Here is a 24,519-nt window from a genome sequence, read left to right as displayed (position 1 = left end):
ATGCCGAGGTGGATGCTGAGGTCGGGGCAGGCGCGGTCCGGGTCCCGGAGGAGCTCGCCAAGTCGCAGGCGCGGTACAACGGTGACGCGGGCCGTGCGTTCGTCGCGGCGCTGCCCGGGCTGGCCGCGCGTTTTCTGGATCGCTGGGGGCTGCGGCGGACCGGGCCTTCGATGTACGGGGTGGCGTCGCTGGTGCTGCCGGTGATCCGGACCTCCGACGGTGTGCGGGCCGCGTTGAAGATGCAGCTCCTGGACGAGGAGAGCGCGGGTGAGGCCGTCGGTCTGCGGGCGTGGGACGGCCGAGGGGCCGTACGTCTCCTGGACGAGGATCCCGAGACGGGGACGCTGCTGCTCGAGCGTCTCGACGAGACGCGGCACCTGTCGGCGCTGGGGGACCCGCGGGAGGCGACGCGGATCATGGCGGAACTGCTGGCCCGGCTGGTGGCGGTTCCGGCGCCGGAGGGCCTGCGGGGACTGGGTGACATCGCGGCGAGGATGCTGGAGGACGTCCCGGGGGCGGCGGTACGGCTCGGCGCGCGGGACGCGGCGGTGCTGAGGGACTGCGCGGCGGCGGTACGGGAGGTGGTGGGCGAGCCGGGGGACCGGCTGCTCCACTGGGATCTGCACGTCGACAACGTCCTGGCGGCCGAACGCGAGCCGTGGCTGGCGATCGATCCGAAGCCGCTGGCGGGGGACCCGGGGTTCGATCTGCTGCCGGCGCTGACGAGCGATTCCGCTCGGGAACCGGCGGAGACGTTGTGGCGCTTCGACCTGATGACGGAGGTGCTGGGGCTCGATCGGGGGCGGGCGGTGGCGTGGACGCTGGGGCGGGTGCTGCAGAACGGCCTGTGGGATGTGGAGGACGGCGAGGACGCCTTGGACGAGGAACAGGTGTCCATCGCGCGGACGCTCCTGGCACGGTCGTCCTGAGGGGGTGCAGGCTGGTCCCATGATTCGTAACGCCACATCTGCCGATGTCCCTGTCATTCACGCGATGGTCCGCGAGCTCGCCGAGTACGAGAAGGCGCTGGACGAGGTACGCGCGACCGAGGAGCAGCTCCGCGAGGCCCTGTTCGGCGAGCGCCCGGCGGCGTTCGCCCACATCGCGGAGACGGACGAGGGCGAGGTGGTGGGCTTCGCGCTGTGGTTCCTGAACTTCTCGACGTGGCGCGGGGTCCATGGGATCTACCTGGAGGACCTGTACGTACGCCCGTCGAGGCGGGGCGGCGGACACGGGAAGGCGCTGCTGCGGGAGCTGGCGCGGATCTGCGTGGAGCGGGGGTACGAACGTCTGGAGTGGTCCGTCCTGGACTGGAACACCCCGTCGATCAACTTCTACAAGTCGTTGGGCGCGAGGCCGCAGGACGAGTGGACGGTGTACCGGCTGACCGACGAGGCGTTGGCGTCGCTGGGGAGCGCGCCGTGACGAGGAAGGCCGGGGGCCGGCCGGGTCCGTCGCAGGCGAGGTGGAGTGTGCCGGTCGGTCCGCGGCGGGAGCGTCCGAGGCCGCGTTCTTCGAGCCCCCTTGGGCAGCCGTGTGCGGGGGAGCTCGCTCGCTCGTGAAGCCGATCGCGACCGGCCGTTCCACCTCCGTCCGTGTCTGGGCCGCTGCCCGGGAGGCGGCCGAAGGTGCCCGTCGGCGGCCCACCGGGCGGAACCGTCCGTGGACGGTCTGCCGGGGGCTGAACCGTTCGGACAGGTCCTTCCAGGGCAGGCCGGTGCGGAACGTGAACACGATGTCTCCAGGACCTGGCGTTGATCCCGCCACCGGCCGCGAGGCCGGCCCCCCAGTGGGCAGCAACGGCGCGATCACCGCCCACGCGGCGTCAGAAGTCCCCCTCACGACCGGACCAGCGATCCGATGATCGGAAAGGCGCCTTCTAGAGCGCGGCGTACGACCAGAGGCCGAACAGGTCGGCGAGCGCCGCCAGGGCGAGGGCCGTGCCGCTCCCCAGCAGGGGAAGGACGAGGAGGAGCAGGAAGGTCAGCCCGGCGGCGAACTGCGCGGCGTTGCGGCGTCGCAGCTGGTTGAGTCCCGGGTTCCGCGGATCGTAGACGATCTCCTCCTCGTCGCGGCCCCCGTTCGAGCCCCGGTACACGCGCGGTACCCCTTCGGCGTCGGTGAACAGGTAGACGTACGACGCGTCGACGTCTCCCGCGTCGATGGCCCCCGAGTTCTTCCGGCGCCCGTCGACCGTGATCCCGCGCACGGCCAGGATCCAGCCCTCCCGGACGGGTTTCCAGCCGACCTCGGCCAACGAGACTCCGGCGCCGACCAGCATCGGGACGAACACCCAGCAGAAAGCCCCGCCCCAGGACCGGGTGACCAGCAGTGCCGCCATCACCAGGCAGAACGCGACGGCTACGACCGAGCCGGACTGAACGGCGGGACGGCCCCGGCGTTCCAGCGGCTCGACAGTGACCGGCGGCGAGCCGGAACGGCTCAGCTCGGCCCCGTCGCGCACCGGCAGCGCCGCGCACAGGACGGCGGCGAAGCGTTTCACCGCGGTGGGCCTGAGGGAGGTCAACGAGTGGGTCCGCGCCGCGACCGGCTCCTGCCCGGTCAGGACGACGGCGAGCGTGCGCCCGCGGGGTCCGCGGACCACCACACGCTCGATCGCCGCCACGGGTATCCGCCGGAGTTCCCTCCTCGACTGGAGCAGCAGCTCCCCCGAGCGCAGCCGGGCGCGCTGCCCGAGAGCTCCGTGAAGTACGAGCGCGGAAGTGGTCCGTGAGGTCACCGCCCCACTGTAGGGACGCCTGGGTCACTCCGTGGGCGTGGCCGGGGAAGTGCTCGGTCCCGGTCTCGTCCTCCGTGCCCGGCGCCCGACCCGGCGCCGGGCGGTGGCGTCTGAACGGACACGGCCTAGGGGATCAGGACGACCTTGCCGGTCGTGCCGCGGGTTTCCAGGGCGTGGTGGGCCCGGGCGGCTTCCGAGAGGGGGAAGCGGTGGACCGCGGGGCGGAGGTGGCCCTGGGTGGCCGCGGCGAGGGAGGCGAGTTCGAGGTTGCGGACGTCGCCGCCGGCCTTCTGGATCATGACCGGCCCCAGGACGCTCTCCGAGGTGATGCCTCGGTCGGCGAGTTCCTCGTCGGTGAAGGTGAGGGGTTCGCCGTCGTGGGGGCCCTTGCCAGACCATCCGAAGACGAGGTGCTGTCCGCCCTTGCCGAGGAGGTCGACCGCCGCGCGGCCGGTGTCGCCGCCGACCGAGTCGAAGAGCACGGTGGCCGTACGGGAGCCCAGGTACGCGCGGACCTGCTCCGGCCAGTCGGGGAGCTTGTAGTCGACGGCGAGGTCGGCGCCGTTCTCCTTCACCAGGGCGACCTTCGCGGGGCCCCCGGCCAGGCCGATGACGGTGGCGCCGGCGTTCTTCGCGTACTGGACGAGGAGGGTGCCGATGCCGCCGGCGGCGGCCGGGACGATCGCGATCGACTCGGGGCCGAGTTCGGTGAACTGGAGGATGCCGAGCGTGGTGCGGCCCGTGCCGATCATGGCGACGGCCTCCGGGTCTCCCAGCGTGTCGGGGAGTTCGTGGAGCTTGGCGGCGTCCACGACGGCCAGTTCGGCGTACCCCCCGGGGGCGAGGCCGAGGTGGGCGACGACCCGCTTGCCGAGCCATGACGGGTCGGTGCCCTCGCCGAGCGCGTCCACGGTGCCGGCGACCTCGCGGCCGGGGATCGTGGGCAGCTCGACGGGGGCGGGGAACGGGCCGGTCTCGCCCCTGCGGAGGGCGGTGTCGAGGAGGTGGACGCCCGCCGCGGTGACCGCGATCCGGACCTGGCCGGGGCCGGGGACAGGGTCCTCGGTCTCCTCGTACGTGAGGTTCTCCGCGGGGCCGAAGGCGTGGAGGCGGATGGCGTGCATGGCGGGCTCCCCTGGTCTTTGTCATGGTGCGGTCGTTGACGTGGACCAGCTTTCAACCTCAAGCGTGCTTGAGGTCAAGGCGGGACATGCGCAGCGCCAGGGACACCGCTTCCACGGCGCTGGTGAAGGAGACCTCCGACAGCACTCCGGGGGCCGCGACCTGGTCCCCCGCCAGGTAGACGCCGTCGCCGCGGTCGATCGCCGGGCGGTCGCGCCAGGTCGTGCCCGGCCGGTCGACCGCTCCCGTACGGCCACCGGAGACCGCCTCGCGGCGCCAGACCGTACGCTCGCGCCAGCCCGGGAACCCGAGGTCCAGCAGGCGTTCCGCGTGTGCGACCCCGTCGGCCTTCGAGCCGTCCGGGCCGATCGGGAACTGCGCCTGGACCAACTGCTCGCCGGCCGGGGCCAGGGACGGGTCCTGCGCGGTGAAGCGCTCGATCCAGCCGGGCGCGTCCAGGTCCGAGATGACGAACGGATCGCCCTTACGGGTGCGCAGCGCCAGGTCGAACAGGACGGTGCGGCCGCTCTCCCAGGTCAGGCCGGGCTCCCCGAGGAGCCGCGCGGCCGCCGAGAGGGAGGTGGCGACGACCACCGGCCCGTCGGTGAGCGGCAGTTCGTCGAGCCGGGAGGAGGTCTCGATCCGCACCCCCAGCTCCCACGCGCGCGCGGCCATCCGGTCGATCAGCTGTCCCCAGCCGCCGCGGATGTAGTGGGCCTCGGGCGGCAGCGCGGCGGCCCGGTGCAGTCGTTCCTGGACAAAGCGGGCGGAGAGCGCGCCCGGGTCGTGGTGGAAGAGGGCGACCCCGCTGTAGGCGGCCGCGGTCCTGGCGGCCTCGGGGCCGGCGACGCGGGTGGCCCAGGTGAGGAAGTCGGTGTCCACGGGCGCCTGCTCGGCCGTACGGAGGGTGTGGCGCAGGAAGCCGAGGGGCGGGGTGCGGCGCAGCGCCCCGGCCCGGTGGAAGCGGAAGCGGGCGCCCTCCAGGGGCGGCAGGGGCGCCAGCGGGCCGAGGAGGCCGCGCTGCTCGAGCCAGGTCCAGTGGGGGCCCTTGCGGTAGAGCGCGTGCGGACCCTCGTTGGTGCGGTACGGGCCCTCGGCGGTGCGGGCGCGGCCGCCGAGGGTGTGGTGGGCCTCGTGGAGGGTGACCTTCGCTCCGGCCTCGGCGGCGGTGACGGCCGCGGTGAGGCCGGCGAATCCGCCGCCGACGACGGTGATGTGCCTGGTGGTGCCGCGTGCGGTCCACGTGTTCCGCTGCATGTGCCTCTCCCTCGTGTCGGTCTCACGGGTGGGACGGGCGAGGGGGTGGGCGATGTGACATCGGGGCGTTGTCAGTGGCGCACGTCACCATGGGGGCATGACGACACGGAGCGGCGGGAGAGCGGTGGCGGCGGCGCGGCGGGTGGCGGTGCGGCTGCCGCCGCTGACGGCGTACGAAGGGGGGCTGGAGCCGGACGGGGACTACGACGGCCTCGCGTTCACGGGGCTCGATCTGGCGGGGCAGGAGGGCGCGGGGGCGCGGTTCCTGGACTGCGCGCTGCGCGAGTGCGCGGTGGACGGGACGCGGCTGACCGGGGCGCGGGTGCTGGACTCGGTCCTGAGCGGGATCCGGGGGGTGGGCACGGACCTGGCGGGGGCGTCGCTGCGGGACGTGGAGATCGTGGACGCGCGGCTCGGCGGGACGCAGCTGCACGGGGCGGTGCTGATGGGCGTGGTGGTGAAGGGAGGGAAGATCGACTATCTGAATCTGCGCTCGGCGAAGCTGAAGGACGTCGTCTTCGAGGGGTGCGTGTTGAACGAGCCCGACTTCGGGGGCGCGGTCATGGAGAGGGTCGAGTTCCGTGACTGTGTGCTGACGGGCGCGGATTTCACCGGGGCGCGGATGAAGGACGTGGATCTGCGGACGGTGGAGCGTCTGGAGATCGTGCGGGGGGTGGACGCCCTGTCCGGGGCGGTGATCAGCACGGCGCAGCTGTTCGACCTCGCGCCGGTCTTCGCCGCGCAGCTGGGGGTGCGGGTGGAGGACTGACCGGTCGGGGGCGAGGCGATGCCTTACGGGACGCGGGGGAAGCGGGCCTGGAGGTCCCAGATCACGGGGTTGTCGCCGAGGCCCTCGTGCATGTCGGTGAGGTCGGCGATCAGGTCGTGCAGGAAGTCGCGGGCCTCGCGGCGCAGTTCGCGGTGGCTGAAGGTGAGCGGGGGCTCGTCGCCCGGCATCCAGTCGGCCTCCACGTCCACCCAGCCGAAGCGGCGCTCGAAGAGCATGCGGTCCGAGGACTCGGTGAAGTCCAGCTCGGCGTACTGGGGCTGCGAGGCCCGGTTGCCGCGCGGGTCCTGGTCGATCTGCTCGACGATGTCGCACAGCGCCCAGGCGAAGTCGAGCACCGGCACCCATCCCCAGGCTGTGGACACCTCGCGGTCGGCCTTGGGGTCGGCGAGGTAGACGTCCCCGCAGAAGAGGTCGTGGCGCAGGGCGTGGACGTCCGCGCGGCGGTAGTCGGTCTGCGGGGGGTCGGGGAAGCGACGGGAGAGGGAGTAGCCGATGTCGAGCACGGGACGATGGTCCCACGGCCGACCGTGGGACGGCTCCCGGTCCGGGCCGGCGGGCGGCCCGGACCGGCGGGAGCGATGCCCGCTCCGGGGCGGGGGCCGGCCGGACCTCGGCGGGGGCCGTTGCCGGACCCCCAGGCGGCGGGTGGTCGAGCCCCGTCCCTCAGCCCCTGGTCGGGCTCCGCCCCTCAGCCCCTGGTCGGGCTCCGCCCCTCAGCCTCGGGTCGGGCTCCGCCCCTAAGCCCCTGTGCGGGCGTGGAGGCTGCGGGCGAGGCGGGGGCCCAGCCAGCGCTTGAGGCGGCGCAGCGGCTCCAGCTGCTCCGCGGCCCTGTCGAGCCGGTAGTAGAGCTGGGGCGGGATGTGCGGCAGCAGGGGGGAGTGGCGCTGGCCGAGGAGCGCGAACATCTGGACCGGGTCGAGGCTCATGTAGCGGGGGAGGTTCTCGTACCACTGCGCGCTGTAGCGGGCGGCGCTCTGCACGGAGAGGAGCTCCGCGCGCCGCCGCCGGCCGTAGCGGGTCAGGGCGGAGTCGAGATCCCCGCCGTCGCGGCCCGGTCCCCCGCCGACGTCCCTCAGCGCGGCCGCGAGGGCCAGGGCGTCCTCCAGGGCGAGGGTGGTGCCGGCGCCGATCGAATAGTGCGTGGTGTGGGCGGCGTCGCCGAGGAGGACCAGGTTGCCCCGGTGCCAGGTGCGGTTGGTCAGGGTCCGGAACCTCAGCCACTGGGCGGCCTCGTCGGCCTGTGCCCGGCCGATCAGGGCGTGGCCGTCGAGAAGGTCGGCGAAGATCTTCTCCAGCTGGTTCAGGGTGTCCGCCTCGGACATCACGTCCAGACCGAGCCCCTGCCACGTCTGCGGGGAGCATTCGACGACACAGGTGGACCGCTCGCCGCTGAAGCCGTAGGCGTAGCACCAGATCCAGCCGTGCTCGGTCTCCTTGAAGGCGAAGCTGAAGGAGTCGAAGACCTTGGTGGTGCCGAGCCAGATGTAGTGGTTGCGGCCGGTGGTCACCTCGGCGCCGAAGTGGCCGGCGTGGGCCTCGCGCAGCACGCTGTTGACCCCGTCGGCGGCGACGACCAGGTCGGCGTCGGCGAGTTCGGGGGAGTCGGGGCCGGTGACGCCGTGCTCGAACTCGACCCGGACGCCCAGCGCTTCGGCCCGCTCGGCGAGGAGGCCGAGCATCCGGCGCCGGCCGATGCCGAAGCCCTCGTCACCGCGGTGGACGGTCCGTTCGTCGCGGACGATGGCGACGCCGTCGGTCCACCGCACGGACGCCTCGCTGATGGCGTCGGCCGACTCCGGGTCGCCGGCCCGGAGTTTGTCGAGCAGGCCGGCCCAGTAGGTCACGCCCCAGCCGTACGTGGAGCCGGCCGGGTTCCGCTCGTGAACGGTGATCTCGTGGGACGGATCCTGACGCTTCATCAGGATCGAGAAGTACAGGCCGCCGGGCCCCCCGCCGACGCAGGCGATCTTCACGCGCGCTCCCCCATCTCTCACACCTTGTGACGGAATGGCAACGCAGGGTAGCAGGGTGTGGAGCCCCCGTGTGGGATGTGGAGGACCGGGGCCCGGGGCAGGCAGCCCGGAATGTCTACGCAGGGGCCGGACGGCCTACGACAGCAGACGCTGCTCCTTCGCCACGGCGACCGCGCCCGCTCGCGTGTCGACGCCGAGCTTGGCGTAGATCCGGCCCAGGTGCGTCTTCACGGTCGCCTCGCTGATGAAGAGCGCGCGGGCGATCTCCCGGTTGCCGAGGCCGTGCGCCAGCTGGCCCAGGATGTCCCGTTCACGATCGGTGAGGGTGGGACCGGCCGCGCCCCGCATCCGGTCCATGACCCGGCTGGCGACGGGCGGGGAGAGCGTCGTACGGCCCTGGGCGGCGGAGTGGATCGCGGCGAACAGCTCCTCCGGGCGCTCGGCCTTCAGGAGGTAGCCGGTCGCGCCCGCCTCGATGGCGCGGGTGATGTCGGCGTCCGTGTCGTACGTCGTCAGGACCAGCACGTGCACGTCGGGGGTGGCGATCCGGCGCGTCGCCTCGACACCGTCGATGCCGGGCCCGAGCTGGAGGTCCATCAGGACCACGTCCGGGTTCAGCTTCGCCGCCATCGCCACGGCCTCCTCGCCGCTGCCCGCCTCGCCGACGACCTCGATGTCCGGCTCGCTGCCGAGCAGCGCGAGCAGCCCGGCCCGTACGACGGCGTGGTCGTCGCAGAGCAGGATCCGTACGGTCATGGACCGGCCTCCGGGGGGATCGAGAGCGGGATCGCGGCCGAGAGCACCGTGCCCTCGCCCGGCGTGGACTCGATGGTCAGCGTGCCGCCGAGCTGCTGGGCGCGCACCCGCATCGCGGGCAGCCCGTGGCCGCGTACGCCCGGTTCCCGGGCCGACGGGGGCTCGAAGCCCCGGCCGTCGTCGGCGATGTCGAGGACCACCTGGTCGTCGAGGTAGGTCAGAGTCAGCGCGGCGGACGTGGCGGCGGCGTGCTCGCGGACGTTGGCGAGGGCGCCCTGCGCGATGCGCAGCAGCGCCGACTGCACCCGGTCGGGGAGCGGAACCGGCGTGCCGTCGACCCGGAAGGCGGCGGACTCGCGGCCGGCGAGGGTGCGCAGCGCCTCCTCCAGGCCGCCGCCCTCGGCGAGGTCGGCGGGAGCGAGGTCGTGGACGAAGCGGCGGGCCTCGGCGAGGTTGCGTTCGGCGATGGACTCGGCGGTACGGACATGACGGCGGGCCGTCGCCGGGTCGCTGTCCCAGGTGCGGTCGGCGGCCTGGAGCAGCATCTGCTGGCTGGACAGGCCTTGGGCGAGGGTGTCGTGGATCTCCATCGACAGGCGCTGCCGCTCGGCGAGGGTGCCCTCGCGGCGCTCGATGGCGGCCAGCTCGCGCCGGGTCCTGATCAGGTCGTCGATCAGCGCGCGCTGGCGGTCGGCCTGGCGCTGCGCGTGGACGAAGACGGCGGTGGCGATGGCGGCGACGGCCGGCGGGGCGACGACGAGGTTGGGGTCCCAGCCGCCGTTCGAGAGCTGCACCTGCGCCGTGACCACGAAGACGGTGAGCAGCGTGACCAGGACGAGCGCGGCGCGCGGCGGGAGGGTGCGCAGGCCGGTGTAGAAGAGCGGCACCGCGCACCAGGCGAAGCTGGGCGCGAGGACCACCAGGACCATCCAGACCGCGACGACCGTGAAGAGCCAGGCGATACGGCGGGGGGTGGCGCGCGTGCCGAGCACGGGGCCGAGGAGGTAGAGGGAGGCCAGGGTGGCGGAGAGGGCGACGATCCAGGGGCTGCGGTCCTCCCAGGGGTGCCGCAGCAGGAAGCGGACCAGGGACGCGCCGAGGAGCAGGAAGAAGGCGATGTGCATGACCCGCGCCAGCCAGCGGGCGTCCGGGTCCTGCTCCATCGTGGTTGTGCCTCTCGAGACGCTGTGCGGCGGGCGCGGCCCTGACCTGGGTGTACGTATCCATGGTGGCCCCGGGGGACCACACCGGCATCAACCGATCGGCTGACCCGCGTGTCGTCCGTACCGCGCGGCGGAGGCAGCCGCTCCGTGGACCGGACGGACCCGGATCCGGCCGGAGGATCGATGGCAGAGCGAAGGAAACAACGCCGCCCGCCCGAACTTCCTCGAAGGAGCCCACCATGAAGAAGATCCTGATCGGTGCCGCCACCGCCGCCGTCGTCGCCGCCGGTACCTTCGGCGCAGTCTCCGCCAACGCCTCCGCCCCGGCCGCCGCGCCCGCCGTCGCCCTCAAGGCCGACGCGGCGAACGGGAACCTCCAGCAGTCCACGCACCTGACGATCGAGGCCGCCACCAAGGCCGCGCAGGCCACCCTGGACGCCGCGGAGGACGAGAACCAGCGCGTCTCGGTCGCCGTCGTCGACCGCAACGGCAACACCATCGTGACCCTGCGCGGCGACGGCGCAGGCCCGCAGTCCTACGAGTCCGCCGAGCGCAAGGCCTTCACCGCGGTCTCCTGGAACGCCCCGACCTCCGAGCTGGCCAAGCGCCTCGCCACCGCGCCGAACCTCAAGGACATCCCCGGCACCCTCTTCCTCGGCGGCGGCGCCCCGGTGACCGTCAAGGGCGCTCCGATCGCCGGCATCGGCGTGGCCGGTGCCCCGAGCGGCGACCTGGACGAGAAGTTCGCCCGCGCCGGCGTCGAGGCCCTCGACAAGTAGGCCCACGCCGACCGGGCCCCCGGTCGGGGCCCGGACCACCGGTCGCGCCCGGACCCCCGCCGGACGCCACCGCCGGACCCTCGCCGGACGCCACCGAGTCCGTACGAAAGCCGCACGAGAGCCGTACGAAGCCGCCGCATAGGATCGCCACGTGACCACGCGTAGCCGAGCCCGCACCGCACCGGCCGCCGCGGCGGTCGCCGCCCTCATCCTGCTCGCCGGCTGCACCGGCGACACGGACGGCTCCGTGCGGGGGACCCCCGGCGCCGCCGGGTTGCGCGACCCGTACTTCCCCAAGCTGGGCAACGGCGGTTACGACGTACGCCACTACGCCCTCACCCTCGCCTACGACCCCAGGAGCGGGCGCCTCGACGCCACCGCCGAGATCACCGCCCGCGCCACCCAGGACCTCAGCGCCTTCAACCTCGACCTCACCGGCCTCACCGTCGACCGCGCCACCGTGGACGGTGCCCCGGCCGCCGTCAACCGGGCCGGGAACGAGCTGACGCTGCGGCCGCGCGAGGAGATCGACCGGGGCCGGGAGTTCCGGACCACCGTCGCCTACTCCGGCGTTCCGGAGAAGATCACCGACGGGGACGGCGCGGGCGAGGGCTGGCTGCGGACGAAGGACGGGGCGCTCGCGCTCGGCGAACCGGTCGGCTCCATGGCCTGGTTCCCCGGCAACCACCACCCCTCCGACAAGGCGACGTACGACATCACCGTCACCGTCCCGCAGGGGCTGCGGGCCTTCGCCAACGGCATGCGGGCGTCCGAGCGGACGCGGAACGGCCGGACCACCGCCGTCTGGCACTCCCCGGAGCCGATGGCGAGCTATCTCGCGACGGTCGCCGTCGGACGGTACGAGACGAGAACCGCGACCACCCCCTCGAAGGTCACCGTCCTCAGCGCCGCCGACCCGTCCGTGGCCGCCGCGAGCAGGGCGCTGCTCGACCGGATCCCCGAACTGCTGGAGTGGGCCGAGGAGAACTTCGGGCCCTACCCGTTCTCCTCCGCCGGCGCGATCGTCGAGCCGGCCGGCGACGTCGGCTACGCGCTGGAGACCCAGACGCGGCCGGTCTTCCCGCAGAGCTCCTTCGACCTCCCGACGCTCGTCCACGAGCTGGCGCACCAGTGGTACGGAAACTCCGTCTCGCCCGCGACCTGGCGGGACATGTGGCTGAACGAGAGCTTCGCGACGTACGCGGAGTGGCTCTACGCGGAGGACTTCGAGGACACGCCGGCGCAGCAGAGCTTCGAGGAGGCCTTCGCCGCCGACGTCAACTGGGCCTTCCCGCCCGCCGAACCGCCCACGGCGGAGAACCTGTTCGACCCGCCGGTGTACCAGCGGGGCGCGATGGTGCTGCACAAGATCCGGCAGAAGGTCGGCGACGAGACCTTCTACGAGATCCTGGCGGGCTGGCCCGCGAAGCACCGTCACGGGAACGCCTCCACCGACGACTTCACCGCCTATGTGGAGGACGTCGCAGGGGAGGACCTGAGCGGCCTGTGGGACGTGTGGTTGTACGGGGACGGACGGCCGACCAGCCCGTGAGGGGGGGGCGACCGGCCGACGGACCCGTGAGGGACGTGAGCGCCGCAACGCCAGGGCCCCGGCGCGTGCGCACGCACCGGGGCCCTGGCGGCTGACGCCGTACGTCAGAGGCTGACGCCGAAGTCGCGGGCGATGCCCTCGAGGCCGGAGGCGTAACCCTGGCCGACCGCGCGGAACTTCCACTCCGCGCCGTTGCGGTACAGCTCGCCGAAGACCATGGCGGTCTCGACGGCCGCGTCCTCGGAGAGGTCGTAGCGGGCGAGCTCGGCGCCGCCGGCCTGGTTGACGATGCGGATGTAGGCGTTGCGGACCTGGCCGAAGTTCTGCGAGCGGTTGACCGCGTCGTAGATGGAGACCGGGAAGACGATCTTGTCCACGTTCGGGGGCAGGGCGGCGAGGTTCACGTTGATCTGCTCGTCGTCACCGCCGCCCTCGCCGGTGCGGTTGTCACCGGTGTGGACGATGGTCTGGTCCGGCGTCGCCTTGTTGTTGAAGAAGACGAAGTGGGCGTCGGAGGCGACCTTGCCGGCGGCGTCGACACCGATGGCGGAGGCGTCGAGGTCGAAGTCGGTGCCGGTGGTGGTACGGACGTCCCAGCCGAGGCCCACGGTGACGGCGGTGAGGCCCGGAGCCTCCTTGGTCAGGGAGACGTTGCCGCCCTTGGACAGGCTTACAGCCATGGGATGTCCCTTTCTTCGTACTTGTCGTCACTCGTCGCGCGTCACGCGTCACACGGGATAACGCCGACGGCGCCCTGTCGGTTCCAGGGCGGGAAAACGGGGTGACGCGGAGGAGCCGCTGCGGGGAACATGGAGGACATGTCCGGTCCGTATCTGATCCGCGGCTCCGTCTCACTGCCCGAGGCCGAGCTCATGTGGCGTTTCTCGCGGTCGTCGGGGCCGGGCGGGCAGCACGTCAACACCAGCGACTCGCAGGTGGAGCTCCGTTTCGACCTGGCGTCGACCGAGGCGCTGCCAGAGGTCTGGAAGGCGCGGGCCCTTGAGCGGCTGGCCTCGCGGCTCGTCAACGGGGTGGTGACGGTCCGCGCCTCGGAGCACCGCTCCCAGTGGCGCAACCGCGAGACGGCGGCGGTCCGTCTCACGGCCCTGCTGGCCGAAGCGACGGCCCCGCCCCCGAAGCCGCGCCGCGCGACGAAGATTCCGCGGGGCATCAACGAACGGCGTCTGCGGGTGAAGAAGCAGCGCTCCGAGACGAAGCGGGGCCGGCAGGGCCGCGACTGGTCCTGACTCGCCCACAGGGCCCCCAGCCCCGCAAGCCCGCAAGCCGCCGAGCCCCACAGGACCCGCAAGGGCCCGTCAGCTCAGATGGCGGTACTTGCCCTTGAAATACGTCAGCGGGGCGCCCTCGGGGGACGGGAAGGACGCGGTCAGGACGCGGCCGATCACCAGGGTGTGGTCGCCGGCGACGACGCGGTTCTCGGTGCGGCATTCGAGGGTGGCCAGCGCGCCGCCCACCAGCGGCGCACCGCTCTCCTCGCCCCGGGTGCAGGGGATGTCCGCGAAGAGCAGGCGGTCGCTGACGCGGCCCTTCATCGCGAAGCGGCCCGCGACGTGACGCTGGCTCTCGGAGAGTACCGAGACCGCCCAGACCGGGACCTCGGCGAGCAGGTCGTCCATCCGTGAGCCGTTGCGGAGACTGACCAGGACCAGGGGCGGGTCCAGGGAGACCGACATGAACGCGGTCGCCGTCATGCCCACGTCCTCACCGCGCGGCCCGTCGTCCGGGTCATGGGCCGTCACCAGCACCACGCCCGCCGCGAGGCGGGACATCGCCGCCCGGAACTCGTCGTTGCTCACCCCCTCAGCATGAGGGATCGCCAGATCCGAGGCGGGGGGCGGGGCGGGGGTCGTCGTCAGCACATCTGGCACGCTAACCCCGGCCGCCGCGCCGAAACATCGGGCCCGGGGACCAGAACGACCACCCCCGCCGGTCCTAGGACCAGTGCCCCATGCCGTACGCGCCTGTTCAGTTTGCGTTCAAAAAACCCCGGGAGCGCTTTCCATGCCCCCTTGCAACCCTTCATCACCGCTTGTGACTTGAGTCACAGAGCCCAGTATTTGTTGACCCTGTGTACCGGGTGCACAGCTCGCTGTGATTCAGTGGCGGAGACAGTGCAGTACGAGAGCCGATGAGAACCCTGGAGTTGCTGTCGAGGTCTCGGGGAGAGCGAGCGATGGAGACCGAGTCGGAGCCGTACGTCCGTCTTGCGACCCTGCGGCAGCTGCATCAGGTCGTGGCCGACCTCAATACAGCCCGCAGCCTGGCGGACACCCTGCAGACCGTCGCGGACGGCGTCGTCGCAGGTCTCAACTATGAGCTGGCCTGCGTCAACCTCGTCCGACCCGACGGAGACCTCGTCGTCGCCGCCTTCGCCGGCAGTACCGCCGCCGAAGCCCTGATTACCGGCCGCGTCGGCTCCCGCGAGTCGTGGGAGCGCCGGCTCTCCATGGGCGTCGCCTGGGGTGACCTGCGGTTCATCCCGCACACCGAGGGCTGGGTCCTCATAGAGGACGACGTGCCGCAGTGGCACACCGAGGGTCCCGCCCCCCGCTTCGAGGACGAGTGGCATCCGCACGACCGGCTCTACGCCCCCATGTACGCCTCCGGCTCCAAGCGCGAACTCCTCGGCGTGATCTCCGTGGACCGGCCGCGCAACGGGCGTCACCCCGGCCCGTGGGGCCAGGAAGCCCTGCAGATGTACGCCTCCCAGTCGGCGATTGCGATCAGCAACGCCCGGCTGCGAGCAAACATGCAGCGCGCCCTCGTCCGCCTGGAGCGCGAACAGCAGGCCCTGCGCGCCAGCGAAGAGTCCTTCCGGCAGGCCTTCGAGTACGCCCCCTCCGGCATGGCCATCGCCGAGATGGGCGGCGACCAGCACGGCCGTCTCCTGCGGACCAACGACGCCCTGTGCCGCCTCCTCGGCCGCCCGGCCTCCGTGATGCGCCGCTACTCCTTCGCCGACCTGGTTCACCCCGAGGACATAGGAACACTGCTGCGGACCTCCGCCGAGGGGGGCCGCGCCGAGCTTCGCCTCGGGCGCCGGGACGGGACCTACGTCTGGGTCTCGCTGCGCAACTCCGTCGTCGCCGACACCGCCGACGGCCCCCGCTTCCTCCTCACCCACGTCGAGGACATCGAGGAGCGCAAGCGCCACGAACTCCAGCTCGCCCACCGGGCCTCGCACGACGCCCTCACCGGCCTGCCCAACAGCGCCGAGCTCCGCTCCCGGCTCAGCGCCCGGCTCTGCGAGCGCCCCTACGCCGCACAGGTCGAGGACGACACCCCGTACCCCTCCCCGTACGGCCACGAGCACGGTTTCGGCTTCGACACGGCACCGCCGGTGAGCGGGCCGTACGACCATCACGTCCACACCGTCGCGCCCGCCGGGGGTGATGTCGACGACGGTACGAAGGGGCTCGCCGTCCTCTTCTGCGACCTGGACGGCTTCAAGTCGATCAACGACCGCTTCGGGCACCACACCGGCGACGCCGTTCTCATCGAGGTCGCCCGTCGGCTGACCACCGGCGTCCGGGACGGGGACACCGTCGCCCGGCTCGGGGGTGACGAATTCGTCGTCCTCGCCGACGGCCTCGGCGCCGCCGACGCCGCTGACCTGGCCGTACGCCTCCGTAACGCCATCATTCCGCCCATCCGGGTCGACGGCCGGGCGGTCAGGGTCGGAGCGAGTTTCGGCATCGGCTGGGCCGAGTGCGGGATGTCCGTCGAAGAGGTCCTGAACTCCGCCGATCAGCGGATGTACATCGAGAAGCGGTCCCGCGCGAAGGTCCACCGGCGCGCCGGATAGGCCGCGAAGCCACCTGTGGGTCACTTCACGGTCGGTCAAGGGCCGGATCGCCCAGTGGCCCGTTCGGGGTAGGCTCGGCCGGTCGGCGACGGCTGGCGAGCATGGATAGGAGTGACCAGGGATGGCTGCCGGTAACGACGGCGCGAACACGCCCGAGGACGACGATCCGTTCGGCTACCTGTACGCGGACGGCCAGGCGGCGGGCGCCCAGCCGCCCGGCCAGGCCGGTGGCTACGGCTACCCGGGTCCGGCCGCGCAGCCGGGTGTCCCCAGAACCTCGTACAACCAGGTCAGGACGGTCGGCGAGCGCCAGTACGGCGGTCACGGTCAGGCGCACGTACCGCAGCAGCAGACGTACGGCGGGCAGCAGCAGTACGGCCGGCCGAACGCGCAGTACGCGGCGCCCGAGACCTACGCCGGCGAGCGGACGCGGCAGTCCCCGATCCCGCACCAGCGCGGGGGCGGCGGTCGCGGACCCAACACCAAGGGCCTTCTCATCGGCGCGATCGCGGTCGTCGCCGTGGTGGTGATCGGCATCGCCGCCGCCCTGATCAGCAACACCGGGGACGAGAACCCCGACGGCGGGGCGGCGGGCGGCAAGCCGACCGGCGGCTCCACGCAGGTCCAGGAGACCCCGCCCACCCAGCCGAGCCCGGACGAGACCCCGGCCGAGCTGCCGCAGCAGGACGCGGCGACGCTCAAGCTCGGCGGTGCGGCCCTGCTCGCCAAGGACATCCAGGGCGCGGAAGGCGCGGACGGCGCCTATGTGACCGGGTTCAACGCCATCGGCTCGTCCGTCACCTGGCAGACCGAGGTGCCCGCGGCCGGTAAGTACAAGATGTCCGTGCGGTACGCGATCCCGGCCAAGGACGCCAACGCCACCGTGACCGTCAACGGCAAGGCGAACCCCAATCCGATGAACCTGAAGAACTTCATCGGATCCTCGGACCCGAACTACGAGAAGAACTGGCAGACCACCTGGTCCCAGGTGTCGCTCGACAAGGGTCAGAACACGATCAAGCTCTCCTGCGAGCAGGGCAACCAGTGCGACGTGATCTTCGACTGGGTGAAGATCAGCAACCTCTGAGTCCTACGGCTCCGGGCCGTGCGGCACCGGCGGGCCCCGTGGAACATCGTTCCGCGGGGCCTGCGCCATGCGGTGCTCGTCACGCCGCCTCGGCCCGCTCCGTCACCGTCACCCGGGGAAGCAGCCCCTCGTAGGCCGACCGGTCGAACTCGCCGGCGACCGGCGAGAGCACTGTGGCCGCCGAGAGCGCCACCGCGCGGGCCAGCCGCTCCGGCCAGGGCAGCCCGTCGACCAGGCCGGAGAGCAGTCCCGCGACGGCCGAGTCGCCGGCGCCCGTCGGATTGCCCTTCATCGCGGCCGGCGGGGCGGCCTGCCAGACGCCGTCAGGCGTCGCGGCCAGCATGCCTTCGGGGCCGAGCGAGGACACGACCGCGTGCGCGCCCCGGCGGCGGGCGTCGCGGGTGGCCCGGTGGGGTTCGCGGGAGCCGGTGAGCTGGGCCAGTTCGTCGGCGTTGGGCTTGACCAGGTCCGGGCGGGCCGCGATGCCGCGCCGCAGGGGTTCGCCGCTGGTGTCGAGCAGGACCGGGACCCCGGCGGCCCGGGCGAGGCGGATGAGCTCCGCGTACGCCCCGACGTGGATGCCGGGCGGGAGGCTGCCGCACAGCGCCACCGCGTCGGCGCCGTCGGCGAGCAGGCCGGCGTAGTGGCCGGTGAAGGCGGACCATTCGGCGGAGGTGAGGGCCGGCCCCGGTTCGTTGAGCTGGGTGGTGTCGCCGGTCGAGGTGTCGACGACCGCGACGGTACGGCGGGTGGGCCCGGCGCTGGTGACGAGCGCGTCGGTCAGAGGCAGGCCCGCGAGGTGGCCGCGCAGGACCTCGCCCGTGGCGCCGCCCGCGAAGCCGGTGACGACCGTCTCGTAACCGAGGGCGGCGAGGACGCGGGCCACGTTGAGGCCCTTGCCGCCGGGGCGCTCGATGACCTGGGTGACGCGGTGGGAGGCGTGCGGGGTGAGGGCGGGGACGCGGTAGGTGAGGTCCAGTGCCGTGTTGAGGGTGACCGTGAGAATCACCTGCCCACCCCCTCCTTGGCCTCGCGGCCCCGTCGCGCCCGTGAAGCGCTTGCCGTTCGCGCCCCGATCATGCCAAAGAGAAGGCGGTTGGCCCAGACCCGGAACCAACCGCCCGTACGCACGTCCGGCCGAAATCAGGCCACTTGGGGGTCAACCACCCAGGTGCCCCGGCGCATGACGCCCTTGACGTCGAAGTTCTCGTCGAGGACGACGAGGTCGGCGTCCTTGCCGGGCTCCAGCGAGCCGACCCGGTCGTCGATGCCGAGGAGCCGGGCCGGGTTGGCGGAGATGGCGCGGACGACGGACTCGACCGGCAGCCGGTCGATGGTCACGGCCCGCTTGAAGGCGCGGTCCAGGGTGAGGGTGGAGCCCGCGATGGAGCCGCCCTCGACCAGCCGGGCCACCCCGTCCTTGACCTCGACGGCGAGCGTGCCGAGGTCGTACATGCCGTCACCGAAGCCGGCCGCGTCCATGGCGTCGGTGATGAACGCGACCCGGTCGGCGCCCTTGTGGTGGAAGGCGAGTTCGAGCGCGGCGGGGTGCAGATGCGTCCCGTCGTTGATCAGCTCGACCGTGATCCGCTCGTCCTCCAGGAGGGCGGCGATGGGGCCGGGGGTGCGGTGGCCGAGGCCGGGCATCGCGTTGTAGAGGTGGGTGGCGACGGTTGCGCCGGCGTCGATCGCCTCGACGGTCTGCTCGTACGTGGCGTCGGTGTGGCCGATGGCGGCGATCACGCCGTGTTCGGCGAGCAGGCGTACGGAGTCGATGCCGCCGGGCAGCTCGGTGGCGAGGGTCACCATCTTGGCCTGGCCGCGGGCGGCGTCGATCAGCTTGCGGACCTCGGCCGGGTCGGGGTCGCGCAGCAGCGCCTCGTCGTGGGCGCCCTTGCGGCACGGGGAGATGAAGGGGCCCTCGAAGTGGATGCCGGCGATCTCGCCCTGTTCGGCCAGTTCGGAGAGGAGGCCCGCGCGCCGGCCGAGGAAGTCCATGTCGCCGGTGACGAAGGAGGCGACGGCGGTGGTGGTGCCGTGCAGGCGGTGGGTGTGGACGCCGTGGAGGACCTCGTCGACGGTCCCGGAGGTGAAGGAGGCGCCGCCGCCGCCGTGGTTGTGCATGTCGACGAAGCCGGGTACGACCCAGTGGCCCGCCAGGTCGAGGGAGGGTGTGCCTTCCGGCGTGCTGCCGGAGATGCGGCCGCCTTCGACGATCACGCGTCCGTTCTCGACGATCCCGGTCGGCAGCACCACGCGGGCGCCGGCGAGAACAGTGGAAACGGCCATCAGGCGGATACCTCCGAATCGGTGGGGCGCTGGTCGGCGAGCAGGTCCCAGGCGAGGAGGCCCGCGCCCAGACATCCGGCGGTGTCCCCGAGGGCCGCCGGGACGATGGCGGGCAGCTTCTGGAACGTCACGCGGTCCTCGACCGCGGCCCTCAGTGGTGTGAACAAGGTTTCCCCGGCCTCGGCGAGACCGCCACCGATGATGAGCGTGCGCGGGTCCAGCAGGGTGAGCGCGGTGACGAGGCCGTCGGCGAGGGCGTCGACGGCGTCCTGCCAGACCTGTGCGGCCGTGGTGTCGCCGGACTCGACGGCTTTGGCGCAGTCGGCCGCGTCCGCGCCCGGGTCGCCGGAGGCAGCGGCCCAGGCGAGGGAGACGGCGGAGGCGGAGGCGTAGCGCTCCAGACAGCCGCGCTGGCCGCAGCCGCACTCCGTGCCGCCGGGGCGGACGACGATGTGGCCGATCTCGCCGGCGTAGCCGTGAGCGCCGGCCTCGATGGCGCCGCCGATGCCGATGGCGCCGGCGATGCCGGTGCCGAGGGGCACGAAGAGGAAGCGGTCGGCGCCGTTGCCGGCGCCGATCCGGCCTTCGGCGAGGCCGCCGGTGCGGACGTCGTGGCCGAGGGCGACGGGGGCGCCGGCGAGGCGTTCGCTGAGCAGGGCCCGCATCGGCACGTCGCGCCAGCCGAGGTTGGCGGCGTAGACGGCGATGCCGTTCTCCGCGTCGACGATGCCGGGGACGGCGACGCCGGCCGCCGCGGCGGGCTGTCCGTACCGCTCCAGGCCGTAGGCGCGCAGCTCGGCGGCGAATTCGAGGATCGTCTCGACGACGGCCTCGGGGCCGCGCTCGCGTGCGGTGGCGCGGCGTGCCTCGTGGAGGAGGGTGCCGTCCGCCCCGACCAGGGCGGCCTTCATACCGGTGCCGCCCACATCGAGGGCGATGACGTGTCTCACGGGGACAGTGTCCCGCGTACACGGCCGAAAGGTCTAGTCCACTGGGCCGTATTGTTGCGGGGTCATACAAATGCGGGCCGCCGACGTGCGGCGACGGCCGCCCGGCGTGGGCCGCCCCGGCCCCAGGGGGGGCGAATCGATACCCAAGTGGTGTAGACCTTATGCTTTCCCCGGAGTGAGAATCACGGCTCGACGACGAGCAAGAGGGTGGGGCGACGCTGTGCAGCGGCGAATTCTTGGACTGACCGCGACCATCGCCGCGCTCGGCCTGACCGGAGTGATCTCCGGCTGTGGCCTCACCGGCGCCGACTCCGGCGACGTGACCCTCAAGCTGGTCGCCGCCGACTACGACCTCACCGGCGGCAACACCACCCAGAAGTACTGGGACGACCTCACCGCCGCCTACGAGGCCGAGCACCCCGGCGTGAACGTCGAGGTCCAGATCGAGTCCTGGAACGACGTCGACCGCAAGGTCGCCGAGATGGTCAAGGCCGGCCAGGCACCCGACATCGCCCAGATCGGCGCCTACGCCGACTACGCGGCCGCCGGCCAGCTCTACTCCGCCGACGAACTGCTCTCCATACCCGTCCAGGCCAACTTCCTGGCGCCGCTCGCCTCCGCCGGCGAGATGAAGCGCACCCAGTACGGACTGCCGTTCGCCGCCTCCACCCGGCTGCTCTTCTTCAACCAGAAGCTCTTCGACCGGGCGGGCATCACCGAGGCCCCGACCACCTGGGCCGAGCTGACCGCCGCCGCGGAGAAGCTGAAGGACGACGATGTCCCGTACCCCTTCGCGCTGCCGCTCGGCCCGGAGGAGGCGCAGGCCGAGACCATGATGTGGCTGCTCAGCGGCGGGGACGGCTACACCGACGCCACGGACCGCTACCGCATCGACTCCGACCAGAACGTGGCGACCTTCGACTGGCTCAAGAAGAACCTGGTCGAGAAGGAGCTCACCGGGCCCGTCGCCCCCGGCAAGCTCAACCGCAAGGACGCCTTCGCAGCCTTCACGCGCGGCGAGGTCGGGATGCTCAACGGCCACCCGTCCCTCATGCAGGAGGCCGAGAAGAAGGGCGTGACGGTCGGCAAGGTCGCACTGCCCGGCCCGAACGGCAAGGCCAAGGCATCCATGGGCGTCGCCGACTGGATCATGGGCTTCAAGCAGAACGGCCACCGCCAGGAGATCGGCGACTTCCTCAACTTCGTCTTCAGCGACAAGAACGTCCTGGCGTTCGCGGGCGGCAACGACCTGCTGCCGGTCACCGTGAGCGCGTACTCCCGCATGGAGAGCGAGGAGGAGCACAAGAACCTCCGCGCGTTCCTGAAGGAGCTGCCCAGCTCGCAGCTGCCGCCGGTCGGCAAGACGTCCTGGGCCCAGGTCAGCGAGAACATCAAGCAGAACATCGGCAAGGCCGTCGCGCCGGGCACCCGGCCCGTGGACGTCCTGGGGAAGATCGGGCGCGAGGCGACAACGGCGGAGAGCGCGGAGTAGGAGCGCCCGCGGCAGCGGGGGAGTAATAGGTTGTTCGTATGACCGACGCGAGCGACCCCCGACCCGGGGAGGACGGCCTCGGCGAACGGGAGCGGGCCGTCCTCGCCCTCGAACGCCGCTCCTGGCCCGGCCCCGGCGCCAAGGAGCGGGCAGTCCGCGAGCGGCTCGGCCTCTCGCCGACCCGCTACTACCAGCTCCTCAACGCCCTCCTCGACGACCCCCGGGCGCTCGCCCACGATCCGGTGACCGTCAACCGGCTGCGACGGGTCCGTGCGGAGAAGGAGCAGCGCCGCTGAGCACGCCTGGGTAGGGTCGTCCCATGGTCAGCAGCCTTCCGCACCCGACCACGTCCGCCGGCCGAGACGGCCTGGCCGCGCTGCTCGCGCGGCCCGACAAGGCCGTCGTCGCCCTCGACTTCGACGGGACACTCGCCGAGATCGTCCCCGACCCCGAACAGGCCCGCGCCCACCCCGGCGCCGTCCCCGCCCTCGCCGCCCTCGCGCCCAGGATCGCCTCGGTCGCGGTGGTCACCGGACGCCCGGCAGGCGTGGCGGTACGGTACGGCGGCTTCGCCGGGGTGCCGGGCCTGGAACACCTCGTCGTCCTCGGCCACTACGGCGCCGAACGCTGGGACGCGGTCACCGGCACCGTCCGGGCCGCCGCCCCGCACCCGGGCGTGGCGGCCGTCCGCGCCGAGCTTCCGGGCTACCTGGACCGCAACGGCGCCTGGCCGGGCACCTGGATCGAGGAGAAGGGCCGCGCGGTCGCGGTACACACCCGCCGTTCCACCGACCCGCAGGCCGCCTTCGAGGCCCTCAAGGGACCGCTCGCCGACCTCGCCACCCGGCACGGCCTCGTCCTCGAACCCGGCCGCATGGTCCTGGAACTGCGCCCGCCCGGCGTGGACAAGGGCGTGGCCCTCGCCGAGTACGTACGGGAGGTGGGCGCCGGGTCCGTGCTGTACGCGGGCGACGACCTGGGCGACCTGCCGGCCTTCGCGGCCGTGGAGAAACTGCGCTCGGACGGGACCCCGGGCCTGCTGGTGTGCAGCGGCTCGGCCGAGGTCACGGAGCTGGCGGAACGGGCCGACCTGTCGGTCCCGGGGCCGGCCGCGGTGGTGGAGTTCCTCGCGGGACTGGCGAAGGCGGTTGAGGAAGCCTGAGCCCACGCGAGGCGTAGGGACATGAGGGGCGCCCCGGGGTCTCCCGGGGCGCCCCTCATGTCCATCCGGCGCGCTGCCGGAGCCGGTCAGCCGCGCAGGGCGTCCAACTGGTCCAGGAACCAGCGCTGCGGCGGCAGTGCGGTCGCGGTCGCCGCCAGGCGCTTCGTGCGCTCGGCGCGCTCGCCCGGCGGCATCGTCAGGGCCCGGTGCAGGGCACGCGCCGTCTCGGACACGTCGTAGGGGCTGACCGTCAGCGCGTCCTCGCGCAGCTCCTCGTACGCCCCCGCCCTCGTCGACAGCACCAGCGCGCAACCCGCCTCCGAGACCACCGGGATCTCCTTGGCCACCAGGTTCATCCCGTCCCGCACGGGGTTGATCAGGGCCACGTCCGCCATCCGGTAGGCCGCGAGGGAGCGCGTGAAGTCGTCCTTCACCGAGAGCAGTACCGGCCGCCAGTTCTCCGTGCCGAACTCGGCGTTGATCTCCTCGGCCAGCTCCGCCACCGACGCCGTGTACGCCCGGTACACCGCCAGGTCCTGGCGGGACGGGTAGGCCGAGGCCAGGTGGACGACCCGGTCGTGCCACTCGGGCCGCTCGCGCAGCAGCTCGCGGTAGGCGAGCAGGCCGCGCAGCACGTTCTTCGACAGCTCCGTGCGGTCCACCCGCACGATCGTCCTCCGGTCGCCGACCTCGGCCCGCAGCGCCGCCAGCCGCTCGTCCACCTCCGGCCGGTGCGCCAGCGACCGCAGCTCGTCCGCGTCCACGCCCAGGGGGTGCACCCGCACGCGCGTGGAGCGCTTGGGCCCGCCCTCGCGGCGGTGGTGCACTCCGCGCCACGGGTCACCGCTCGGCGAGAAGCCTTGCGCAACCCCCTCGGCGCTGTCGATGCCCGCTCCGCCGATGAACGCCGACGCCCACCGCCAGGTGTGGAAGCCGAGCTCGTCCGCGCCGAGCATCCCCCACAGAAGCTCCTCGCGGATGTCGTCCGGGAGCATCCCCAGGTAGTCGGGCGACGCCCACGGCGTATGGGTGAAGTGGGCGATCCGCAGGTCGGGGCGGAGCTCCCGCAGCTGCCCCGGCACCAGCGCCAGGTGGTAGTCCTGCACCAGGACCTCCGCGCCCTCGGCCGCCTGCTCCGCCAGCGCCTCCGCGAAGGAGCGGTTGTAGGCGCGGTACGACTCCCAGCGGCGCCGGAACTCCGCGTCGAAGACCGGCTCGCGCGGCACGTCCCACAGGTGGTGGTGGAGGAACCACAGCACCGAGTTCGCGATGCCGTTGTACGCGTCGTCGTAGACCTCCGGGTCGAGGGCCAGCATCCGGACGCCGGGCTCGAAGACGCCCCGGCGCACGGCCTCGCGGTCCCCGTCCGACAGCGCCGCGCAGACCCACAGCGCGTCGGGCTGCTCGGCGAGGGCGGCGGACAGGCCGGAGACGAGACCGCCCCCGCCGCGCCCGGCACTGAGCGTGCCGTCGGCGGCGAGGGCGTACGAGAGGGGGCCCCGATTGGAGGCAACGAGCACAGAAGCCATGTGGCGAACCTAGCCCGTCCCGTAAACGCTCAAACGTACGTATACAAGCGTG

24 protein-coding genes and 1 pseudogene are annotated in these 24,519 nt (G+C 72.6%); 11 read left to right on the top strand and 14 right to left on the bottom strand.

The window, feature by feature from the left end; genetic code table 11:
* Window positions 1–8: 8 nt before the first annotated feature.
* On the top strand, window positions 9–929 hold the full coding sequence (locus IE136_RS27520) for an aminoglycoside phosphotransferase family protein (protein WP_189601744.1): 921 nt from the start codon (window positions 9–11) through the stop codon (window positions 927–929).
* Window positions 930–948: 19 nt separating this feature from the next.
* A complete protein-coding gene (locus IE136_RS27515) occupies window positions 949–1,425 on the top strand; it encodes a GNAT family N-acetyltransferase (RefSeq protein ID WP_158988883.1) in 477 nt (158 codons plus the stop codon).
* Between the two features lie 237 nt (window positions 1,426–1,662).
* On the opposite strand, the pseudogene IE136_RS36845 reads toward IE136_RS27515, so the two are convergent.
* The 4 genes and pseudogenes from IE136_RS36845 to IE136_RS27495 form a co-directional block, all read right to left on the bottom strand.
* Window positions 1,663–1,842 (bottom strand): annotated as a pseudogene (locus IE136_RS36845) (transposase); the annotation flags it as partial.
* Between the two features lie 37 nt (window positions 1,843–1,879).
* Complete coding sequence (locus tag IE136_RS27505) at window positions 1,880–2,740, bottom strand: hypothetical protein (RefSeq protein WP_189601707.1); 861 nt, start codon at window positions 2,738–2,740, stop codon at window positions 1,880–1,882.
* A 125-nt stretch (window positions 2,741–2,865) separates the two neighbouring features.
* Window positions 2,866–3,864, bottom strand: a complete 999-nt coding sequence (locus IE136_RS27500) for a zinc-binding dehydrogenase (protein WP_189601706.1) — start codon at window positions 3,862–3,864, stop codon at window positions 2,866–2,868.
* Window positions 3,865–3,922: 58 nt separating this feature from the next.
* Window positions 3,923–5,119 (bottom strand): NAD(P)-binding protein, encoded by a 1,197-nt coding sequence (locus IE136_RS27495; protein WP_189601705.1) that lies wholly within the window; start codon window positions 5,117–5,119, stop codon window positions 3,923–3,925.
* A 97-nt stretch (window positions 5,120–5,216) separates the two neighbouring features.
* Between IE136_RS27495 and IE136_RS27490 the strand changes: the two genes are divergently transcribed.
* Window positions 5,217–5,888 carry a pentapeptide repeat-containing protein gene (locus tag IE136_RS27490; RefSeq protein WP_189601704.1) on the top strand — a complete coding sequence of 224 codons (672 nt, stop codon included), beginning with the start codon at window positions 5,217–5,219 and terminating at the stop codon, window positions 5,886–5,888.
* Between the two features lie 23 nt (window positions 5,889–5,911).
* Here IE136_RS27490 and IE136_RS27485 read toward each other — a convergent pair whose 3' ends face one another.
* The 4 genes from IE136_RS27485 to IE136_RS27470 all read right to left on the bottom strand — a co-directional run bounded on the left by IE136_RS27485 (window position 5,912) and on the right by IE136_RS27470 (window position 9,801).
* Window positions 5,912–6,412, bottom strand: coding sequence for a hypothetical protein (locus IE136_RS27485; RefSeq protein WP_158988889.1), 501 nt, complete (start codon window positions 6,410–6,412; stop codon window positions 5,912–5,914).
* A 234-nt stretch (window positions 6,413–6,646) separates the two neighbouring features.
* The gene (locus tag IE136_RS27480; protein ID WP_189601703.1) at window positions 6,647–7,882 is read right to left on the bottom strand and encodes an FAD-dependent monooxygenase; all 1,236 of its coding nucleotides are present in this window, start codon (window positions 7,880–7,882) and stop codon (window positions 6,647–6,649) included.
* Window positions 7,883–8,017: 135 nt separating this feature from the next.
* Window positions 8,018–8,638, bottom strand: coding sequence for a response regulator (locus IE136_RS27475; RefSeq protein WP_158988891.1), 621 nt, complete (start codon window positions 8,636–8,638; stop codon window positions 8,018–8,020).
* Window positions 8,635–9,801 (bottom strand): sensor histidine kinase, encoded by a 1,167-nt coding sequence (locus tag IE136_RS27470; protein ID WP_189601702.1) that lies wholly within the window; start codon window positions 9,799–9,801, stop codon window positions 8,635–8,637. The genes IE136_RS27475 and IE136_RS27470 overlap by 4 nt, the downstream gene beginning before the upstream one ends.
* 239 nt (window positions 9,802–10,040) lie before the next feature.
* On the opposite strand from IE136_RS27470, the gene IE136_RS27465 reads away from it, so the two are divergent.
* Together IE136_RS27465 and IE136_RS27460 are read left to right on the top strand one after the other, a co-directional pair.
* Window positions 10,041–10,580: a GlcG/HbpS family heme-binding protein gene (locus tag IE136_RS27465; RefSeq protein WP_158988895.1), complete on the top strand. Its 540-nt coding sequence runs from the start codon at window positions 10,041–10,043 to the stop codon at window positions 10,578–10,580.
* A gap of 151 nt (window positions 10,581–10,731) precedes the next feature.
* Window positions 10,732–12,132, top strand: coding sequence for a M1 family metallopeptidase (locus IE136_RS27460; protein ID WP_189601701.1), 1,401 nt, complete (start codon window positions 10,732–10,734; stop codon window positions 12,130–12,132).
* Between the two features lie 104 nt (window positions 12,133–12,236).
* On the opposite strand, the gene IE136_RS27455 is transcribed toward IE136_RS27460, so the two are convergent.
* A complete protein-coding gene (locus IE136_RS27455) occupies window positions 12,237–12,812 on the bottom strand; it encodes a TerD family protein (protein WP_189601700.1) in 576 nt (191 codons plus the stop codon).
* A gap of 129 nt (window positions 12,813–12,941) precedes the next feature.
* On the opposite strand from IE136_RS27455, the gene arfB reads away from it, so the two are divergent.
* Window positions 12,942–13,379: an alternative ribosome rescue aminoacyl-tRNA hydrolase ArfB gene (arfB, locus tag IE136_RS27450; RefSeq protein ID WP_158988900.1), complete on the top strand. Its 438-nt coding sequence runs from the start codon at window positions 12,942–12,944 to the stop codon at window positions 13,377–13,379.
* Window positions 13,380–13,448: 69 nt separating this feature from the next.
* Here arfB and IE136_RS27445 read toward each other — a convergent pair whose 3' ends face one another.
* Window positions 13,449–14,012, bottom strand: coding sequence for a flavin reductase family protein (locus IE136_RS27445; protein WP_162467834.1), 564 nt, complete (start codon window positions 14,010–14,012; stop codon window positions 13,449–13,451).
* Window positions 14,013–14,326: 314 nt separating this feature from the next.
* Here IE136_RS27445 and cdgB point away from each other — a divergent pair, with 314 nt between their 5' ends.
* Window positions 14,327–15,958, top strand: a complete 1,632-nt coding sequence (cdgB, locus tag IE136_RS27440; RefSeq protein ID WP_158988908.1) for a diguanylate cyclase CdgB — start codon at window positions 14,327–14,329, stop codon at window positions 15,956–15,958.
* 121 nt (window positions 15,959–16,079) lie between these two features.
* Window positions 16,080–17,045, top strand: coding sequence for a CBM35 domain-containing protein (locus IE136_RS27435; protein WP_189601699.1), 966 nt, complete (start codon window positions 16,080–16,082; stop codon window positions 17,043–17,045).
* A gap of 79 nt (window positions 17,046–17,124) precedes the next feature.
* On the opposite strand, the gene IE136_RS27430 is transcribed toward IE136_RS27435, so the two are convergent.
* The 3 genes from IE136_RS27430 to IE136_RS27420 form a co-directional block, all read right to left on the bottom strand.
* On the bottom strand, window positions 17,125–18,054 hold the full coding sequence (locus IE136_RS27430; RefSeq protein ID WP_189601698.1) for a 1-phosphofructokinase family hexose kinase: 930 nt from the start codon (window positions 18,052–18,054) through the stop codon (window positions 17,125–17,127).
* A 134-nt stretch (window positions 18,055–18,188) separates the two neighbouring features.
* The gene (gene nagA, locus IE136_RS27425; protein ID WP_189601697.1) at window positions 18,189–19,334 is read right to left on the bottom strand and encodes an N-acetylglucosamine-6-phosphate deacetylase; all 1,146 of its coding nucleotides are present in this window, start codon (window positions 19,332–19,334) and stop codon (window positions 18,189–18,191) included.
* Window positions 19,334–20,284 carry an ROK family protein gene (locus tag IE136_RS27420; RefSeq protein ID WP_189601696.1) on the bottom strand — a complete coding sequence of 317 codons (951 nt, stop codon included), beginning with the start codon at window positions 20,282–20,284 and terminating at the stop codon, window positions 19,334–19,336. Before IE136_RS27420 ends, nagA begins: the two co-directional genes overlap by 1 nt.
* A gap of 220 nt (window positions 20,285–20,504) precedes the next feature.
* Here IE136_RS27420 and IE136_RS27415 point away from each other — a divergent pair, with 220 nt between their 5' ends.
* The 3 genes from IE136_RS27415 to otsB are packed head-to-tail and all read left to right on the top strand — an operon-like array spanning window position 20,505 to window position 22,938.
* Window positions 20,505–21,776, top strand: coding sequence for an ABC transporter substrate-binding protein (locus IE136_RS27415; RefSeq protein WP_229819204.1), 1,272 nt, complete (start codon window positions 20,505–20,507; stop codon window positions 21,774–21,776).
* Between the two features lie 38 nt (window positions 21,777–21,814).
* A complete protein-coding gene (locus tag IE136_RS27410) occupies window positions 21,815–22,072 on the top strand; it encodes a DUF3263 domain-containing protein (protein ID WP_189601694.1) in 258 nt (85 codons plus the stop codon).
* Window positions 22,073–22,095: 23 nt separating this feature from the next.
* Window positions 22,096–22,938, top strand: coding sequence for a trehalose-phosphatase (gene otsB / locus IE136_RS27405; RefSeq protein ID WP_158988920.1), 843 nt, complete (start codon window positions 22,096–22,098; stop codon window positions 22,936–22,938).
* 86 nt (window positions 22,939–23,024) lie between these two features.
* Here the strand turns inward: otsB and IE136_RS27400 are convergent, their stop codons facing one another.
* Window positions 23,025–24,467: an alpha,alpha-trehalose-phosphate synthase (UDP-forming) gene (locus IE136_RS27400; protein WP_189601693.1), complete on the bottom strand. Its 1,443-nt coding sequence runs from the start codon at window positions 24,465–24,467 to the stop codon at window positions 23,025–23,027.
* Window positions 24,468–24,519: the final 52 nt, after the last annotated feature.

Source organism: Streptomyces lateritius (genome assembly GCF_014649715.1).
Classification (GTDB): Bacteria; Actinomycetota; Actinomycetes; order Streptomycetales; family Streptomycetaceae; genus Streptomyces; species Streptomyces lateritius.
Note: the sequence above shows the minus strand (reverse complement) of the source record. Positions and strands in the feature narration are given on the sequence as shown.

Bases quoted from the DNA above. Each gene is read 5' to 3' on its own strand.
- IE136_RS27515 (WP_158988883.1), top strand. From the start codon at position 949: ATGATTCGTAACGCCACATCTGCCGATGTCCCTGTCATTCACGCGATG.
- IE136_RS27500 (WP_189601706.1), bottom strand. From the start codon at position 3,864: ATGCACGCCATCCGCCTCCACGCCTTCGGCCCCGCGGAGAACCTCACG.
- IE136_RS27495 (WP_189601705.1), bottom strand. From the start codon at position 5,119: ATGCAGCGGAACACGTGGACCGCACGCGGCACCACCAGGCACATCACC.
- IE136_RS27490 (WP_189601704.1), top strand. From the start codon at position 5,217: ATGACGACACGGAGCGGCGGGAGAGCGGTGGCGGCGGCGCGGCGGGTG.
- IE136_RS27475 (WP_158988891.1), bottom strand. From the start codon at position 8,638: ATGACCGTACGGATCCTGCTCTGCGACGACCACGCCGTCGTACGGGCC.
- IE136_RS27470 (WP_189601702.1), bottom strand. From the start codon at position 9,801: ATGGAGCAGGACCCGGACGCCCGCTGGCTGGCGCGGGTCATGCACATC.
- IE136_RS27465 (WP_158988895.1), top strand. From the start codon at position 10,041: ATGAAGAAGATCCTGATCGGTGCCGCCACCGCCGCCGTCGTCGCCGCC.
- IE136_RS27455 (WP_189601700.1), bottom strand. From the start codon at position 12,812: ATGGCTGTAAGCCTGTCCAAGGGCGGCAACGTCTCCCTGACCAAGGAG.
- arfB (WP_158988900.1), top strand. From the start codon at position 12,942: ATGGAGGACATGTCCGGTCCGTATCTGATCCGCGGCTCCGTCTCACTG.
- cdgB (WP_158988908.1), top strand. From the start codon at position 14,327: ATGGAGACCGAGTCGGAGCCGTACGTCCGTCTTGCGACCCTGCGGCAG.
- IE136_RS27435 (WP_189601699.1), top strand. From the start codon at position 16,080: ATGGCTGCCGGTAACGACGGCGCGAACACGCCCGAGGACGACGATCCG.
- nagA (WP_189601697.1), bottom strand. From the start codon at position 19,334: ATGGCCGTTTCCACTGTTCTCGCCGGCGCCCGCGTGGTGCTGCCGACC.
- IE136_RS27410 (WP_189601694.1), top strand. From the start codon at position 21,815: ATGACCGACGCGAGCGACCCCCGACCCGGGGAGGACGGCCTCGGCGAA.
- otsB (WP_158988920.1), top strand. From the start codon at position 22,096: ATGGTCAGCAGCCTTCCGCACCCGACCACGTCCGCCGGCCGAGACGGC.
- IE136_RS27400 (WP_189601693.1), bottom strand. From the start codon at position 24,467: ATGGCTTCTGTGCTCGTTGCCTCCAATCGGGGCCCCCTCTCGTACGCC.